Genomic DNA, 16,254 nt, shown 5'->3' on the forward strand with positions numbered 1-16,254 from the left:
AAAGGCACTGGCTTGCAGGAACCGCTTGCACTCAAACGCCACTCAGGACACACATGATCCGAGGCGATAGCGCAGCCCATGAAAATCAACTCTTTCCCAGATATGCGGCCTGCCGACCTGGAGCCGCTTCCTCGTCCCCCTGTCGCGGAAACAAAGTCATTCGCTCCCAAGGATCCGTTGCTGGACTCCATGGAAGAAGTGGCCATGAAGTTCAGCGAAAGCGTGGAGCGCCATAGCAAAGGCCTGGATGAACGGCATGTTCGCGAGTCCGGCAGCTCGCAACGTATCGAACGTATCGAGAAGCTTGCAGAGCTGTACAAGCTGCTCGACAACAGCGAACAGCCGAGCCTCGAGCAACAGGCCCGGCGCATGCAGATCAAGCTGATGCAGCAAGGCTCGCTGCCTGACGTTCTGACCATGGCGGACAACGACCCGGCCCGCGCGGATATCCTGTTGCAGCAGGTTGTCCGGATGTCGGCCGCCGAGGGCAGTGAAACCAGCCACGATCAGGCCCAGACGCTGCTGGATGAGCTGCGTCTGACCCATGGCGACAAGATTCGCGCCGGCCTCAATACCGCCAGCGCCATTGCCCTGTTCAGCAGCGACCCTCAGCAACGCAGCCTGATGCGTCAGCTCTACTACAAGGCCATCGTCGGCCAGCAGCCTTTGGCCAGCCTGCTGGAAGCCTTGCTTGAACGCTTCAACGAAGACCAGTTCGCCCGGGGCCTGAGAACCCTGCAACGGGCACTGGCCGATGACATCGCCGCCCTCGCCCCCTCATTGCCGGGCGGCGTGCTGCGCTCCATGTTGCGCGGCCTGGGAGCCAGCGGCCAGTTGAACAACCTGCTCAAGACCTGCCTGGCCCTGCTGGAACGCCTGGCCAAGAAATCCCCTGGCAGCAGCATGACGGCACTGGGCATGAGCAAACGGATACTGCGTTTCTGCGGCAACGGCTTCTTCGCCCGTGACCTGACCCTGCTGGCCGAGGAAACCATCGGTCGAACGCCCAACCTGCAACCGCTGTTCTTCAACGGCCTGTACCCGCTGTTGCAAGGCCTGCCCCTGCCGTTGTGGAAGGACCTGAAAACCCGCCAGAACGGCCTGCGCCTCTTGCAGGGCCTGATGGATGAACTGTCCCGTCAGGAACGCAAGGCCATGGGTCTGGACGATGTGGGGAGAGCCCTCCAATGATCCGCATCATCCATGCACTCAATCGCCTGGCGCTGGCCGTCATGGGGCGTACGGAAATCGTCGGCGCGATCATGGTCATGGCGATCGTGTTCATGATGATCCTGCCCTTGCCCACCGCTCTGGTGGACGTGCTGATCGCCCTGAACATCTGTATTTCTTCCCTGCTGATCGTGCTGGCGATGTACTTGCCCCGGCCACTGGCATTCTCGACCTTCCCGGCAGTCCTGCTGCTGACCACCATGTTTCGTCTGGCCCTGTCGATTGCCACCACCCGCCTGATTCTGTTGCAACAGGACGCGGGGCATATCGTCGAAGCCTTCGGCAGTTTCGTGGTGGGCGGCAACCTGGCGGTGGGTCTGGTGATCTTCCTGATCCTGACCATCGTCAACTTTCTGGTCATCACCAAAGGGTCGGAGCGGGTCGCGGAAGTGGCCGCACGTTTTACCCTGGATGCGATGCCCGGCAAGCAGATGTCCATCGACAGCGACCTGCGAGCCAACCTGATCAACGTTCGCGAAGCCCGTCATCGCCGCGAGCAGTTGTCCAAGGAAAGCCAGTTGTTCGGTGCGATGGACGGTGCGATGAAGTTCGTGAAGGGGGATGCCATCGCGGGCCTGGTGATCGTGTTCATCAACCTGATCGGCGGTTTCTCCATCGGCGTGTTGCAGAACGGCATGGAAGCCGGTGATGCCATGCACCTGTATTCGGTCCTGACCATCGGTGACGGCCTGATCGCTCAGATCCCTGCCCTGCTGATCTCGCTGACCGCGGGCATGATCATCACCCGCGTAGCGCCGGACAGCCAGACCGCCGACGCCAACATCGGTCACGAAATCGCCGAACAGCTCACCAGCCAGCCAAAAGCCTGGGTGTTCTCCTCCATCGGCATGCTGGGGTTCGGCCTGATTCCGGGCATGCCGACCATAGTGTTCGTGTGCATTAGCCTGCTCTGCCTGTTCAGTGGCCTGATCCAGCTGTGGCGCATCCGCCAGAAACAGCTTTATCAGGACCAGATCGGTGCCGCCCGCAATGGCGCACCTGAACTCAATGGCCGGGAAGATATCCGGCGCTTCAACCCGGCTCGAGCCTATCTGCTGCAGTTTCATCCCAGCCATCAGGGCGTGCGTGAACTCGACCATCTGATTCAGGGTATTCGCCAGCGCCGCAACACTCTGGTCCACAACTTCGGCCTCACGCTTCCCTCTTTCGATATCGAGTTCGTGGAGCATTGCGACATCGACGAAATGCGCTTCTGCGTTTATGAAGTGCCGCTCATTCGCGCCACCATTTCCCTGACTCACGTGGCCGTCGATATACGTGACGTCGAGGAAGATCAGCCGGGCGAGCGCGGACGGGCCGAGCGTGACGAAGCCCGGTGGATCTGGGTCGATGCGAACGATCCGCTGTTTCAGGACGAGGACATTGTCGGTGTGACGCCTTATGACCTGATCCTGGAGCGCATGAGTCGCGCCTTCCAGGCCACCGGCCCGCAATTCATCGGTCTTCAGGAAAGCAAGGCAATCCTCAGCTGGCTGGAATCCGATCAACCGGAACTGGCTCAGGAGCTGCAACGCACCCTGCCGCTGGCGCGCTTTGCCGCCGTGCTGCAACGTCTTTCCGCCGAACTGGTATCGCTGCGTTCGGTCAGGCCGATTGCCGAAACCCTGATCGAACAAGGTCAGCACGAACGTGACCTCAATGCGCTGACCGACTATGTACGCATCGCCCTCAAGGCGCAGATATGCCATCAGCACAGCGAAGAAAACACGCTGAACACCTGGCTGGTGACGCCGGAAACCGAAGTATTGCTGCGCGACTCTCTGCGTCAGACCCAGAACGAATCCTACTTTGCCCTTGAGCCCGAACTGGGCAGTGCATTGCTGGAACAGTTGCGTGAAGCCTTCGCCCTGCAATCGAACCCGCCCTCGAGTCCCAAGGCCGTGCTGCTGGTTGCTCAGGATTTGCGCAGCCCGCTACACAGTCTGCTGGCAGATGAATTCAACCATGTCCCCGTACTGTCTTTCGCCGAGCTGTTATCCACGGTGCAAGTGAAGGTGCTGGGTCGTATCGATCTGGATGAAGCACAAGCCCTGATGGCCTGATGGAGTTCCCATGGAAACCAAGAAAAACTACGAATTACGGGTACTGACCGGCCTGCATCGGGGTGCGGCACTGCCCTTGAACGGCGATCAGTGGAGCATTGGCTCATCCAGCGGTGCAGACCTTGCGCTGTACGACCCCGGCATCAAGGACAGCCACTGCATGTTGCGCCTGGTGGACAGCACCTGGTCACTGGCCAGCAGCGAAGGCCCGGTCACCGACAGTGAAGGCCATAAGATCGAAGGCATCACCCAGCTTGAGCCGGGAACGCCTTTCGCCCTCAACGGTGTCTGGCTTTCGGTGATCAGTGCCAACACCGAATGGCCCCCGGAAGAAGACGAGGAACACCCCCAGGCCACGGCCGAGCCTGATCCTGAGGCGATGGCGGAATCGGAGCCCGCGGCGCTGGTCGCCGAGCGTGAAATACCGGTGGCGACACTCAAGCCGGCTCCACGCTCCCTGCTCGGGCCACTCCTGCTGGCCGGTTCGCTGGTGGTGTTTCTGGGCGCCCTGTTCTGGCTGGTCAATCGAGAGGAACCTGCGCCACCCGCACCGATAAAGCCCTCCCGCATCGTGCTCAAGGATGCGACCGAAGTGAAGAAAGTGCTGGGCAAGATGCTTGAGGAGCGCGAGCTGCAAAAACGCATCACCCTGGCCGAGGAAGACGGCAAGATCTACCTGCACGGCCCGTTCGACGAAGACGATCTGTTGCAATCCACTTCACGCATGCTTCTGCACTTCGAGCGTCAGTACAAGAGCCCGTTGCAGGTGCTCAATGCCTTGCCTGCCGCCACGGCCGAGCTGCCGTTCACCATCATCCAGATCAGCAATACGCGCCTGGCCAGTGTCCTGACCAGCGATGGCCGACGCCTGTTCCTGGGCGATGAAGTCGATGGCGTCCGCTTCGTGGACATCAACGAACACAAAGTGGTGTTCGAGGGTGAACGCCGCGTGGAGGTGAGCTGGTGATCGAATCGGCCATGGCTCGTCTGGACACCTGGCGTCGGGACCACAGCGAGCGACTGTCACGCTGCGCGCCGGTGGAAGTCATGGGGCGTATCGCCGGTGTCAGCGGCATCCTTCTGCACAGCCATATGCCCAAGGCCCGTATCGGTGACCTGTGCGAAATCCGTCGGGCCGATGGCAGTGAAGTCATGGCCGAAATCGTGGGCTTCGATCGCCAGCACACCTTGCTGGCGGCGCTGGGGCCGCTGGACGGTATCGCCATCGGCGCACCGGTCAGGCCTCTGTTCCAGCCCCATAGCCTGGTGGTGGGCGATTACCTGCTGGGCTCGGTGCTCGACGGGTTCGGCCGCTCGCTGAGCGGGGACGGCGCGTCGGCCTTTGCGCTGTCCGGCGCGGTCGGTGCCCAGCCGGTCATCCGCGATGCCCCGCCGGCCACCGAACGTCCCCGGATCGAGGCCCCGCTGTCCACCGGGTTGCGGGCCATCGACGGGCTGTTGACCCTGGGCGAAGGCCAGCGGGTCGGCCTGTTCGCCGGTGCCGGTTGCGGCAAGACAACCCTGCTCGCAGAAATGGCACGAAACACGCCCTGCGAGGCCATTGTGTTCGGCCTGATCGGTGAACGCGGACGCGAACTGCGTGAGTTCCTCGACCACGAACTGGACGAAGAACTGCGTGCCCGCACTGTGCTGGTCTGCTCCACCTCGGACCGCAGCAGCATGGAGCGCGCCCGTGCGGCCTTCACTGCCACCACCATCGCCGAGGGCTTTCGACAACAGGGCAAATCGACGCTCTTGATCATCGACTCGCTGACCCGTTTTGCCCGTGCCCAGCGGGAAATCGGCCTGGCCAGTGGCGAGCCGGCCGGTCGCGGCGGCTTGCCGCCTTCGGTCTACAGCCTGCTGCCACGCCTGGTCGAGCGTGCCGGTCGCACTCACACAGGAGCCATCACGGCGCTGTATTCGGTACTGATCGAACAGGACTCGATGAACGACCCGGTGGCCGACGAAGTTCGCTCGCTGCTGGACGGGCACATCGTGCTGTCGCGCCGCCTGGCCGAGCGCGGCCACTACCCGGCCGTGGACATTCTCACCAGCCTGAGCCGCACGATGACCAATGTGGTGGGAACCGAACAGGTCAAGGGTGCCACACAGATACGCAGACTGTTGTCCGCGTACCAGCAAGTGGAAATGTTGATCAAGCTGGGCGAGTACCAACAGGGGAACGATCCGTTGACCGATTTCGCTGTGCAATCGCGCGATCAGGTCATGGATTTTCTGCAGCAATCGCTACGAGACCCGGTGTCGCTGGACGACACCCTGGACCACCTCATACAGGTAACTGCTGATGTCCCACGATGATATTGACCTGCAGGATTCAGCCAACGATCCGCAAATGAACAGCCTTGGCCAGACCCTCGACATTCTGGCCCCGATCCGCCGTCACCGTCTGACCCTGGCCGAACAGGCATGGCGCCGTCAGAACCAGGTGCTCAACGACTTGCAGACCCGTCTGCACAAAATGACCGAGGACCTCGACTCCTTGCACAAGGCCTATCGGCAGTCACGCATCGAGCAACGCGAACGGCACGCCAACCGTCCCCTGCCCTTGAGCGAAATGAACGACTGGCTGGCTCAGGAGCGTCAGGCGATCCGGCATATCGAGCGCAGCGAAAAACACCTGAGCGACCTGCAGCATGAGCATCGCCAGCAGAAGATGTGGACGGAAGACAGCCACAAGGAACTGCGCAGACGTCAGCGTGAAGTTGAAAAACTCGACTACCTGATCGATCTCGCCCGGGAGGCCTCATGAACACCAGACCGGCCTTGCACAAACCTGCGCCGCCTCGGCCGCAGGAAACGCCAAAGCCTCGCAACACGAACAGCGAGGTCACCACCCTGCCCGTAAAGCATGAACGTGGCGAGCACGTCCCTCATGAAACCCTGGAGGAAGGCGAACTCTTCGAGCAGATGATGACGACCTCGAACGACAACGTCTTCTGGATCGGTGCCGAGCAACCCCAAGGGCTTGCCGACAGCTGGCGCGACGGCGAAAAACAGGGCGGTCACGTTTATCAGCCTCCGGCACAGGTCGCAACCCTCTGGGACTCGTTGCTCAACCCCATCGAAGAGCACCTGGCCAGCAACGATCAGGAACCGATGGAGGCCATCTTCGAGCTGCCGGAACTGGGCAAGGTGACGGTACAGGTCATCCCTCGCAACGACGGTCTGGATATCGCCCTGCGTTTTGCCCGCGATGCCGCGTTGCAGCGTTGCCGGGAAAACCGCGAAGCCAGCCGTGAATGGCTCAGCCAGCGGCTGGGACGTCGTATTCGCCTCACCCTCGATCAGGCAGGTCATTGACATGAATGCACAGGCACTTGCCCTCAGGCCTATCAAAACCACCGAAGCATCGATCCGGCAACGGATCGGCACCGGCCTGCGCCTGCCCTTTCAACTGAATCGTCAGCAAGGGCAACTCGATCTGCGCCTGGCGCCTACTGCCGGGCAGAGCGTCGATGAAAGTCATCTGGAATGTGCGTCGGGGCCCTTGCAACTGACCAATACCGAAGCCTTGCTGGGCTTGTTGTCCAGTTGCCCGGCCCTGTTGCAGCCAGCGGATGGCAGCGAAGACCATCACTGGTACTGGCAGCTTTACAACCATTACCTGAGCCCTGAGCTGCAACACCTGTTCGGCACCCTTCATCCATTGGAAGGCCCTCAGGAACCGGGGCTGGACTGCCTGCTGGAAGCCCGCATCAACGGCCTGCGGGTCTGCTCGCGACTGCGCGCGCCCTCCGCCACCCTGCTCGACCTTCTGGACCGGGGCCCATGGCAGCGGGAGCCTGTTGCCCATGACGTTCGCTGGCCGATCAACATCCCGCTGCTGCTGGGTCATCTGACCCTGACCTACCGGCAATTGTCAGGTCTGCGCCCCGGCGATGTGCTGCTGCCCGATCACCCCCTGTTTACCCCGGATGGCCGCGGAATTCTGCAACTGGGCTCTTGCCGCCTGAGCCTGGCTCAAGAGTCTGCCCATGCCTTGTGCTTCACCCTTACCGAACTGGAGCAAGACACCATGAATGCCACTATCGATCATTTTTCGGCGTCCGACAGCGATAACCCCCTCATGCTCGAGGATATCCAGGAGCATGACGAACTCTCCGACAGCCAGGCCTCCAGAAGCGACGATCTGGAACGGTTCAACGATCTGTCCCTGGCCCTGACGCTGCGTGCGGGCAATCTGTCCCTGAGCCTGGGTCAGTTGCGTTCACTGGCGGTCGGTTCCGTCCTGACCTTCAACGGCTGCACGCCCGGCCATGCCATGCTGTTCCATGGCGAACGCACCCTGGCGCATGGCGAACTGGTCGATGTGGAAGGCCGCCTGGGCCTGCAAATCACCCGCATGGAAGCGCTGCGGTGAATCTTCAGGATGCCAACCCGCTGACGCTGGCCCTGTTTCTGGGGGCCCTGTCGCTGGTGCCGTTGCTGATGATCATCTGTACGGCCTTCCTGAAGATCGCCATGGTACTGCTGATCACCCGCAACGCCATCGGCGTCCAGCAGGCGCCGCCGAACATGGCGCTGTATGGCATAGCCCTGGCGGCCACGCTGTTCATCATGGCCCCGGTGTTCAATGAAATGGGCCAGCGGGTCAAGAAACTGCCCGAGCATCTGGAGAACTTTGCCGCCATGGAAAGTGCCGGGCAGCATGTGATCGAGCCGCTACGCCAGTTCATGACCCGTAACCTCGACCCGGACATCCAGACCCACCTGCTGGAAAACACCCAGCGCATGTGGCCAAAGGAAATGTCGTCCAAGGCCAATCGCGATGACCTGCTGCTGGTCGTGCCGGCCTTCGTGCTGTCCGAGCTGCAGGCCGGTTTCCAGATCGGCTTTCTGATCTACATCCCGTTCATCGTCATCGACCTGATCGTCTCGAACATCCTGCTGGCCCTGGGCATGCAGATGGTGGCACCGATGACCATTTCGCTGCCGCTGAAAATCCTCCTGTTCGTGCTGGTCGATGGCTGGACCCGCCTGCTCGATGGTCTCTTCTACAGCTACATGTGATCTGCCGAGGCTTTATGGAAACCCTGACGCTCTTCAAACAGGCCATGCTGCTGGTGGTAGTGCTGTCCGCGCCGGCGCTGATCGTGGCCGTGATCGTCGGCGTCATCACTTCGCTGCTGCAGGCCGTGATGCAATTGCAGGATCAGACCCTGCCATTTGCCATCAAGCTGGTCGCCGTGGGCCTTGCCCTGGCACTGACCGGGCGCTGGATCGGTATCGAACTCATGCAGCTGGCCTATCTGGCCTTCAGCATGATCGGCCAGACGAGGGCGTGAAATGTTCGAGCTCACGTTCAAGGACATCAGCGAGTCGATCATTGCCTTGACCGTGGGCATGGCACGTCTGTACCCGTGCCTGTTCCTGATTCCGGCTTTTGCGTTCACCGAACTCAAAGGGATGCTGCGTCACGCCATTGTCCTGTCCCTGGCCCTGTTTCCCATGCCCAGCATTCGTGCAGCCATTACCGGCCAGACCATCGACTGGCTGAACCTGGTGGCCCTGATGCTCAAGGAAAGCCTGATCGGCCTGCTGCTGGGGTTGCTCCTGGCCATGCCCTTCTGGCTGTTCGAGTCCATCGGCTGCCTGTTCGATAACCAGCGCGGTGCGCTGGTGGGTGGCCAGATCAACCCGGCACTGGGAGACAACACTTCGGAGCTTGGGCACATGCTCAAGCAGGTACTGATCCTGCTGATGATCCTGAGCGGCGGCTACGCCAGCCTGACCCAGATCATGTGGGACAGCTATCTGGTCTGGCCCGCCACCCAGTGGGTTCCGGTCACCGGCCCCGAAGGGTTCGAGGTCTACCTCAAGCTGGTCGCCAGTACGTTCCGCTTCATGGTGCTGTATGCCGCGCCGCTGGTCGGGCTGTTGCTGTTGATCGAGTTCGGCATGGCGATTCTCAGCCTGTACAGCCCGCAACTTCAGGTGTCGACCCTGGCGATGCCCGCCAAGAGCCTGGTGGGCCTGGGCTTTCTGGTGCTGTACATGCCGATGCTGTCCTGGCTCGGCGAAGGGCGCCTGGCCGAGCTGAAAGATTTGAAACACCTGCTGCCGCTGATGTTGCAGATCCCCTGACCGCCCTTTGCCGGAAACCGGACCATGAGCGAAAAAACAGAAGAACCCACGCAGAAAAAGCTCGACGAAGCGCGCAAGAAAGGTCAGGTCGGGCAAAGCCAGGACGTTCCCAAGCTGTTCATTTTCGCGGCCCTGATCGAGTTGATTCTGGGGCTGGTCGATTCCGGCATGGAACGTCTCAAGGAGTTGATCGCACTGCCCATGATGGAGCTGGACCGCCCCTTTTCTGCCGCTCTGGGCGAAGTCATGACCAAGGCGGGTCTGGAGTTGCTGCTGTTCATGCTTCCGGTGCTGGGCATCGCTGCGGCCATGCGTCTGGTCGGCGGCTGGGTGCAGTTCGGCCCGCTGTTCGCCACAGAAGCCCTCAAACTGGACTTCGAGCGCCTGAACCCGATCAACCAGTTCAAGCAGATGTTTTCCTCGCGCCAGCTGTTCAACCTGTTCAACAGCCTGTGCAAGGCCGTGATGATCACCCTCGTGCTGTACTGGGTCCTGCCTCCGGCACTGGGCGATCTGATCGGCCTTGCCCAGACGGACCTGGACAGTTACTGGCAGGCGCTGGTCGAGTTGTTCAAGCGCCTCTCGCGCATCTGTCTCGGGCTTCTGCTGGTGCTGGCGGCCATCGACTTTGCCCTGCAAAAGTACTTCTTCATCAAGGGCCAGCGCATGAGCCATGAAGACATACGCAAGGAATACAAGGAGTCCGAAGGCGATCCGCACATGAAATCCCATCGCAAGTCGCTGGCCCGGGAGATCTCCCAGCAACCGGGTTCTGCGGCCCCTGCCAAGGCCCCCGTAGAAGATGCCGATATGCTGCTGGTCAACCCGACACACTTTGCCGTGGCACTGTTCTATCGCCCCGACCAGACCCCTTTGCCGCGTATCGTCTGCAAGGGGCATGACGCTGAAGCCCGGGAGCTGATCGAACGCGCCAGAAACGCCGGTGTACCGGTGGTGCGTTTCGTCTGGCTGGCCCGGACCCTGTACCGCGAAAACGTCGGCCAGTTCATTCCCCGTGCCACCTTGCAGGCCGTGGCTCAGGTCTATCGCCTGTTGCGTGAGCTGGATGAGCAGGCCAAGGGCGAGGTGATCGAGATGCCGCATTATTAGGTTTCCGGACATCTGGACTGGAACCAATCCATGGCGCATTTCCACTCAGGGCAAAGGAATCCTTCCTTTACGGCCAGGACATCCATCATGAGGCTGTCCTGGCCACCCCATGACACGGAGAATGTCCATGCTTCCGATCAGTAACAACCCTGGTGCAAGCCAGATCCATGGGGCGAGTTCCTCAGGCCACAACCCGCAAGGCCTTGAGCAGCGCCCGGAACAACCCACCCAACGCCCTGCCACATCGTTGAGCAAGACTGGCCAGCAATCACCGACCAAAATCGGCCCGGTGACGCAGGACCTGCAAGCCACCCCCAAAATCGGTGTGCAGAGTAGCGGAACATCTGAAATAACTGCTCAGGATCCCGACGATCTGGCTGCCAAGGCTGCGGCACAACATGTCCGGGGCGCAGGCTCGCGTGCGCGAGGCGCAGATAGAATGGGTCGATCCCTGACGGGAGACACCAAGGCAGAATCCTCGAAAGCAAAGAAATCCGAAGACACCAGGTCCGAGGCCACTCCCCGCGCCCAGAATGATCCGGTTGCTCCGAAAGCAGAAGGCCTGGGCTGGCCTTTGCGCACCAGCAAGCTGGAACGTTCCCTGATGGGTGAAACTCAGGGCGAGTCCTCGAAATCCAGAAAGGCGGAAGGTTCGCGCAGCCAGTCCAGTGAACGCACCAAGAGCCCGGAGATCCAGAGCGAAGCCGGTCCTTCATCCCGTCATGAGATCAAGCAGGCCGACTCGCCGAAGATTTCCAAGGATGATGCGGATGCACTGAAAAACGCCGCGAGAAGCAGCCGAAAACCGAACGACAGATTCACCGGCATCGATGGCAAGGGGCCGTCCATCATGGACCAGGCCAAGCCCGAAGCCCCTAAACTGGGAGAGGCCAAGAATTTGCCGGGGGGTCGCTTTGTCGGCCTGGACGGCAACATTGAACGTGTCGTCAGACCCAACACGACACCCAACACCGTCAGCCTGGACAAAAAGGGCAAGGCCAGTTTCGAGAACTTCAACCCACCGGCCTTGAACAGCCTGCTCCAGAACACCGTGGGGAAATCGGACAAGACCTACCTGGCTCATCAAAGCACCGGCAAGGGTAACGAGCAGGTCTTGCTTGAACCCAAGGGCCACCTGCTGAAGATGAAGCAGACCGACACCGCCTTCGTCTTGCTGCGCAGCAGTAAATCGCTGGATGTGCCATCGGACAGCAAGCCCGGCAAGCTCGAACTGCAGCGTCAGGGCAACTCGATGAACGTCGCGGGTATGTTGTCCACCGTCACTCAGGCATTACCGGACAAGGCGCATATCGCGCACTTGAGCGGAGCCCATCAGGACACCGATGGCCAGAACCTGCGCCTGCATGATGAAAAGCTTTATCAGTTCCACCCTGCCACGCTCAAGTGGGCCCCCCTTCCCGATACGGGCGACAAGAAGTTCAGCAGCCTCTCGACGGAAGGTGACGGCAAGCTCTATGCCCGCAGTGGCGACTCGCTGATCAACCTGTCCAGCGAGAAAAAGACCGAAATGACGCTCAAGGATCTGTCGTCTCATTCGGTCGCATCCGACGGGACCGTGGCCATGCTCGCCGGCAAGGACACACAGACCCTCCAGTTGGGCAAGATGGGTGAAGTACCGGAGTTGCATATCACCCTCGACCTCAACGATGGCAAATCCGAAGCCAAGAGCATCGGCCTGACCAAGGATCGCCTGTTCGTCTCCGATACCGAAGGCAAGCTGTACAGCGCCTCGCGCGATGACCTGAAGACCGCAACAGGCGTTCTGAAACTCTCGCCGGAAAAGAACTACCAGCCAGAAGAAGGCAAGCTGGGTGGACGCCAGCAGGTTACTGGCTTCATGAGTGGCGATGACGGGAAACTGCATGCTTTGATCAAGGACAGTGCCGGACACGTTCACTCCCATGGACTGGACGAGAAGACCTCGAAACTCCAGAGCGGCTGGAACCTCACGGATGTGAAGGTTCTCGAAAACACCAAGGGCCTGCCCGTCAAGAGCGCACCTACCCCGGAAAACACTCTCGACCTGCATCGCAACGGTCGTGTCGGGCTCGTGGATGGCAGTATCCAGACCTGGAACTCAACCACCCAGGACTGGAAAGACAGTGGCATCAAAGGCATCGACGCCCTGAAGCGCGGCATCGATGGCAATGCGTATGTGCTCAAGGACGGCCAGGTTCACGAACTGAAAGTGACCCCCGACTACGGCAAGAATGCGTTCAATGACACCCACAACCTGAAAGACACGCCACGCTCCACCAAGGTCGAGCTGGGCGATGCCATCGGGGGCCTGGAAGGTCGCGTGATCAAAGACTTCGCCATGTTCAACGACAAGCAGTTCGTTGCCGTTGACGACACGGGCCGCATGACCGCTCACCACAAGGAAGGTGACCCGACCGAGATGACCCGCCATGGTCTGGAGGGCACTGTTGCCCATCTGACCCTGGATGCCAACGGTGTGCATGCCGCGACCAGCAATGGCGAGCTGTTCTTCATGCTCAAGGAAGACTGGCAGAGCAAGCCCACGGACTCCGAACCTGCACAGGCCCAGCCTTCGACCTCGACGACCGCAGAAAGCAAACCGTCGACGTCCACTGCAGCAGAGAACAAACCTTCGACCTCCGCAACCGCAGAGAACAAGCCATCGACATCTGCTGCCACAGAGGGCAAACCTTCAAGCTCCACAGCCTCTGAGCCCAAGACCGACGGCGAGCCCAAATGGCAGAAAATCCCCTTCCGCATGGGCGAGATAGCCAGTCTGCATACAGAGGTGGATAACACGCTTGCCGTGACCCTGAAAAACGACCCGAATGGTCACGGCACTTACCAGTTGAAAGACAAGAAGTGGCAAACCATCGACCATCGCCCTGCCGACCACAACGAATTGAACAAAATGTTCGAGCGGCTCGACGGCGGCATGATCACCCAGAGCATTCCCGGAGTCGGCACCTTGCGTGTCACCTCCAACATGCTGGGCCGCAGCGGTATGGAACAGAGCCATAAATCCAGCACATCGGAGTTCATCGGGGCTCACGTTTTCCAGCCTGGCCTGGAAGTGCGACCAGCCAAGAACCTGGTGAACTACTTCGATCACAAGATCAATGGTCGGGATGGCCTTGCAGACGTCTACAAGGCACAGGCTCCGCTGTTCCATGATCTGAAGGAAATCCGTGAATCACCCGGCAAGGCACCGGCACCCGGCAACGACCTGAAAAGCCGCATCGCCAAGCTGGATCTTGGGGACGAAGGCAAGGAGCTGACGGAAAGCCTGGAATCGTTCCGTGAAGAGCTGGAAAACCACAGCCGCAAGGCCGTCATGACCCTGGGTGAAAAATCCGGCCTGCTGAACCTTCATGGCGAACCTACGGCCAAGGCAAAAGAGAAAGCCAGCAAGTCAGAGTCTTTGCCGCCTGCCAACCGCAAGGAAGCCAAGCACGACCTGATGGCTCTGACACAGGGCGCACTGGACAAGGTATCCCCTTCCCCCGATAACCCGACCGGTGCATTGCTCAAGTCCCTGCAGGGCATGGGCCTGAAACTGAGGCATCTGGATTCGGATACACCTGCGGATACACGCCGACACGGTGCAGACGAGCATGCCTTGACCAAGGCACGCCTGGCACTGGATATCGGGACCATGAATGATGTCGGGAAACTGCTGGACAAGGCAGAAAAGCTCCCTGCCGGCCCCGGTAAAGACGCCCAGATAAAGGCCATCAAGAACGAGTTGACCCAGCTGCGTGACAAGACCTATGGCGAGAACCCGATCAAACAGGTTTCGGACATGGGTTTTACCGAACATTACCAACTGGAAAAGTCCTACGACGGGATCAAGGCCTTCCTCAATGGCTTCCACAAGCCAGGTCACGCCACCAGCGTCAACATGCGCGCGGCCACCAACAGCAAGGACCAGGCAGAACTGGCTGACAAGTTCAAGAACGCCCTGAAGCAACTGGAGTTCCCGGACGACGAAATCAGCCTTTCGCGCAGCTACGGCATGACGCTCAGCACACCGTTCATCAGTCTTGCCAACAAAGTACCGGGCCCATGGCCTAGTGCGCAGTACAACAACACACGCAATTATGCTTTCGCTGCCGAACGTGGCGACAAGGGTGTTGAGGTCTACCTGCTTCGTGAGCACGCCAACCTGCTCAGCGGGAGCGTGGGGGCCGGCAAGGATGTCCTGCCGGATATCACGGACGCGGGCACCTTCTCGAAACTCACCACGCTCGATCTGGGCAATGAAAAACGTGGCGCTCTGGCCTTCCGGATTGGTGGCGATGCAACGGCCGCCGGTACCTATACCGAACGTACCGGGGTAGCGTTTACCGTGCCGGATGAAAAGATCGACAAGTTCGTCGACAACCTGTTCACAGGCAAGATGACCGCACTGGATGTTCTCAAGGAAGGTGCGAACCACAAGGCCCATGAGATGAAGCGGGTCAATGTGGATCTGACGGCGGGGTTCAACACCGAGTTTCGTGTCCAGCTGGGCATGTCAGACCGTGACAGCAAGCCACTGACAGCCGCCGCACGATTCGGCGCAGGCTTCACGGCCAACGTCAACCTGGCCAACTTCACATGGCAGAAGCTGAGTCAGGAAAACGACACCAGCCGCATGGATGAACAATCCCAGAACCGGGTTCGTGGCCTCAACAACGTCAACGTCGGTGCTTTCGCCCGCGCCCAGATTGTCGGCGGTCACACCAACCCGACGCCGAGTTCGGCACCTGGTTCCCAGGCGATTACCAGTACCAACGGGATCACGGGAACCGTGTCTCTCGATGACAAGACCACCAAGCGGATCAAGTTCCAGTTCAAGGAAGCGGCACCGCTGACCACGGCCAACGTGACCAAGCTTGCCACTTCGCTGGGCGATGCCTTCAAGGACAAGGCCACGAAGGCAGAACTGACCCGACTGGCGGATCATACCCAGCCCGAATACAAGGATGCCAGCGCCAAGGAGAAGATCCAGATTCACCTCAAAGGGCTCAATGATTTCTTCGCCAGCAAGACGCCGGAGAACGACGACCAATACGCTGCGCTGCGATCGCTGAAACGCTCCACTGCCCAGCAGGAGGCTTCGGTCAACAAGCACAGCGTGCTGGACAACGGTCGCTTTGAAAGCAACTACACCAACCTGGCACGTCTGGACTCGCAGAACCTCACCTCCAAGATCATGAGTGTGATCTACGGCGACCATCAGACCAGCAACGCAGAAAACATCGCCAAGCTGATCGATCAGGACCCGGCTCTCAAGTCACTGCTCAAACAGTTCCAGGCTACGGACGGCACCCTGGCACGGGTTCGTCTGGAACCCAAGGATCATGTCTTCGACAGGGTCGATGCCGGTAGCCGTGATGGCACCCTCACCCAGAAAGAGATGTTCGAGCTGCTCAGTAACCGCGACAACATGCGGGTCCTGGCCATTTCGATCTTCAAGAGCGCCTCGCAGAGTGACGGTTTCACGACCCCTACTCCGCTGGTCAGCGGTAGCAGTTCAGCCTCCATGGCCGTGAACAAGACGCTGGCCAAGGTGAACTTCTCTTATGGCGAGGATCAGGACAAACCCAAGGCCTACTTCGTCAACGGTGAGATTTCCAGACCGTCGGACGCACACAAGACCATAGCGCAGGACCTGAAAAAGAGCGGGCTGGAGCTCAAGAGCTAAGCACGCTTCACCCGTTGTTCACTGATGTAAAACAGGCTCGCGGCGCAGGAAGGG

Annotated in this window: 12 protein-coding genes; all 12 read left to right on the forward strand. The window is 60.2% G+C overall.

Translation table 11 applies throughout. From position 1 onward, the window contains the following. The first annotated feature begins 78 nt into the window (after window positions 1-78). The gene (gene sctW / locus ACIPY9_RS13910) at window positions 79-1,191 is read left to right on the forward strand and encodes a type III secretion system gatekeeper subunit SctW (protein WP_400701910.1); all 1,113 of its coding nucleotides are present in this window, start codon (window positions 79-81) and stop codon (window positions 1,189-1,191) included. Further along, window positions 1,188-3,293: a type III secretion system export apparatus subunit SctV gene (gene sctV, locus ACIPY9_RS13915; RefSeq protein ID WP_400701913.1), complete on the forward strand. Its 2,106-nt coding sequence runs from the start codon at window positions 1,188-1,190 to the stop codon at window positions 3,291-3,293. The genes sctW and sctV overlap by 4 nt, the downstream gene beginning before the upstream one ends. A gap of 10 nt (window positions 3,294-3,303) precedes the next feature. Continuing rightward, entirely contained in the window at window positions 3,304-4,260 is a 957-nt protein-coding gene (locus tag ACIPY9_RS13920; RefSeq protein WP_400701916.1) for an FHA domain-containing protein, read from the forward strand. 11 nt (window positions 4,261-4,271) lie between these two features. Further along, the gene (locus tag ACIPY9_RS13925; protein WP_400702113.1) at window positions 4,272-5,615 is read left to right on the forward strand and encodes a FliI/YscN family ATPase; all 1,344 of its coding nucleotides are present in this window, start codon (window positions 4,272-4,274) and stop codon (window positions 5,613-5,615) included. Continuing rightward, complete coding sequence (locus tag ACIPY9_RS13930; protein ID WP_400701919.1) at window positions 5,602-6,066, forward strand: type III secretion protein; 465 nt, start codon at window positions 5,602-5,604, stop codon at window positions 6,064-6,066. The genes ACIPY9_RS13925 and ACIPY9_RS13930 overlap by 14 nt, the downstream gene beginning before the upstream one ends. Next, the gene (locus ACIPY9_RS13935; protein WP_400701922.1) at window positions 6,063-6,617 is read left to right on the forward strand and encodes a type III secretion system HrpP C-terminal domain-containing protein; all 555 of its coding nucleotides are present in this window, start codon (window positions 6,063-6,065) and stop codon (window positions 6,615-6,617) included. Before ACIPY9_RS13930 ends, ACIPY9_RS13935 begins: the two co-directional genes overlap by 4 nt. 1 nt (window position 6,618) lies before the next feature. Next, window positions 6,619-7,677 carry a type III secretion system cytoplasmic ring protein SctQ gene (gene sctQ / locus ACIPY9_RS13940; protein WP_400701924.1) on the forward strand — a complete coding sequence of 353 codons (1,059 nt, stop codon included), beginning with the start codon at window positions 6,619-6,621 and terminating at the stop codon, window positions 7,675-7,677. Continuing rightward, the gene (gene sctR / locus ACIPY9_RS13945; protein WP_400701927.1) at window positions 7,674-8,327 is read left to right on the forward strand and encodes a type III secretion system export apparatus subunit SctR; all 654 of its coding nucleotides are present in this window, start codon (window positions 7,674-7,676) and stop codon (window positions 8,325-8,327) included. Before sctQ ends, sctR begins: the two co-directional genes overlap by 4 nt. A gap of 14 nt (window positions 8,328-8,341) precedes the next feature. After that, window positions 8,342-8,602, forward strand: a complete 261-nt coding sequence (gene sctS, locus ACIPY9_RS13950) for a type III secretion system export apparatus subunit SctS (RefSeq protein WP_400701930.1) — start codon at window positions 8,342-8,344, stop codon at window positions 8,600-8,602. 1 nt (window position 8,603) lies between these two features. After that, window positions 8,604-9,401: a type III secretion system export apparatus subunit SctT gene (gene sctT / locus ACIPY9_RS13955; protein ID WP_400701933.1), complete on the forward strand. Its 798-nt coding sequence runs from the start codon at window positions 8,604-8,606 to the stop codon at window positions 9,399-9,401. Between the two features lie 24 nt (window positions 9,402-9,425). Then, window positions 9,426-10,511 carry a type III secretion system export apparatus subunit SctU gene (sctU, locus tag ACIPY9_RS13960; RefSeq protein WP_400701936.1) on the forward strand — a complete coding sequence of 362 codons (1,086 nt, stop codon included), beginning with the start codon at window positions 9,426-9,428 and terminating at the stop codon, window positions 10,509-10,511. 127 nt (window positions 10,512-10,638) lie between these two features. Further along, window positions 10,639-16,200, forward strand: coding sequence for an AvrE-family type 3 secretion system effector (locus ACIPY9_RS13965; RefSeq protein WP_400701939.1), 5,562 nt, complete (start codon window positions 10,639-10,641; stop codon window positions 16,198-16,200). Window positions 16,201-16,254 lie beyond the last annotated feature (54 nt).

This window comes from Pseudomonas sp. NPDC089734 (genome assembly GCF_044748865.1).
Classification (GTDB): Bacteria; Pseudomonadota; Gammaproteobacteria; order Pseudomonadales; family Pseudomonadaceae; genus Aquipseudomonas.

Coding starts and splice junctions, on each gene's coding strand:
- ACIPY9_RS13930 (WP_400701919.1), top strand. CDS start 5,602: ATGTCCCACGATGATATTGACCTGCAGGATTCAGCCAACGATCCGCAA.
- ACIPY9_RS13925 (WP_400702113.1), top strand. CDS start 4,272: ATGGCTCGTCTGGACACCTGGCGTCGGGACCACAGCGAGCGACTGTCA.
- sctV (WP_400701913.1), top strand. CDS start 1,188: ATGATCCGCATCATCCATGCACTCAATCGCCTGGCGCTGGCCGTCATG.
- sctT (WP_400701933.1), top strand. CDS start 8,604: ATGTTCGAGCTCACGTTCAAGGACATCAGCGAGTCGATCATTGCCTTG.
- sctQ (WP_400701924.1), top strand. CDS start 6,619: ATGAATGCACAGGCACTTGCCCTCAGGCCTATCAAAACCACCGAAGCA.
- ACIPY9_RS13935 (WP_400701922.1), top strand. CDS start 6,063: ATGAACACCAGACCGGCCTTGCACAAACCTGCGCCGCCTCGGCCGCAG.
- ACIPY9_RS13965 (WP_400701939.1), top strand. CDS start 10,639: ATGCTTCCGATCAGTAACAACCCTGGTGCAAGCCAGATCCATGGGGCG.
- sctW (WP_400701910.1), top strand. CDS start 79: ATGAAAATCAACTCTTTCCCAGATATGCGGCCTGCCGACCTGGAGCCG.
- sctS (WP_400701930.1), top strand. CDS start 8,342: ATGGAAACCCTGACGCTCTTCAAACAGGCCATGCTGCTGGTGGTAGTG.
- sctU (WP_400701936.1), top strand. CDS start 9,426: ATGAGCGAAAAAACAGAAGAACCCACGCAGAAAAAGCTCGACGAAGCG.
- ACIPY9_RS13920 (WP_400701916.1), top strand. CDS start 3,304: ATGGAAACCAAGAAAAACTACGAATTACGGGTACTGACCGGCCTGCAT.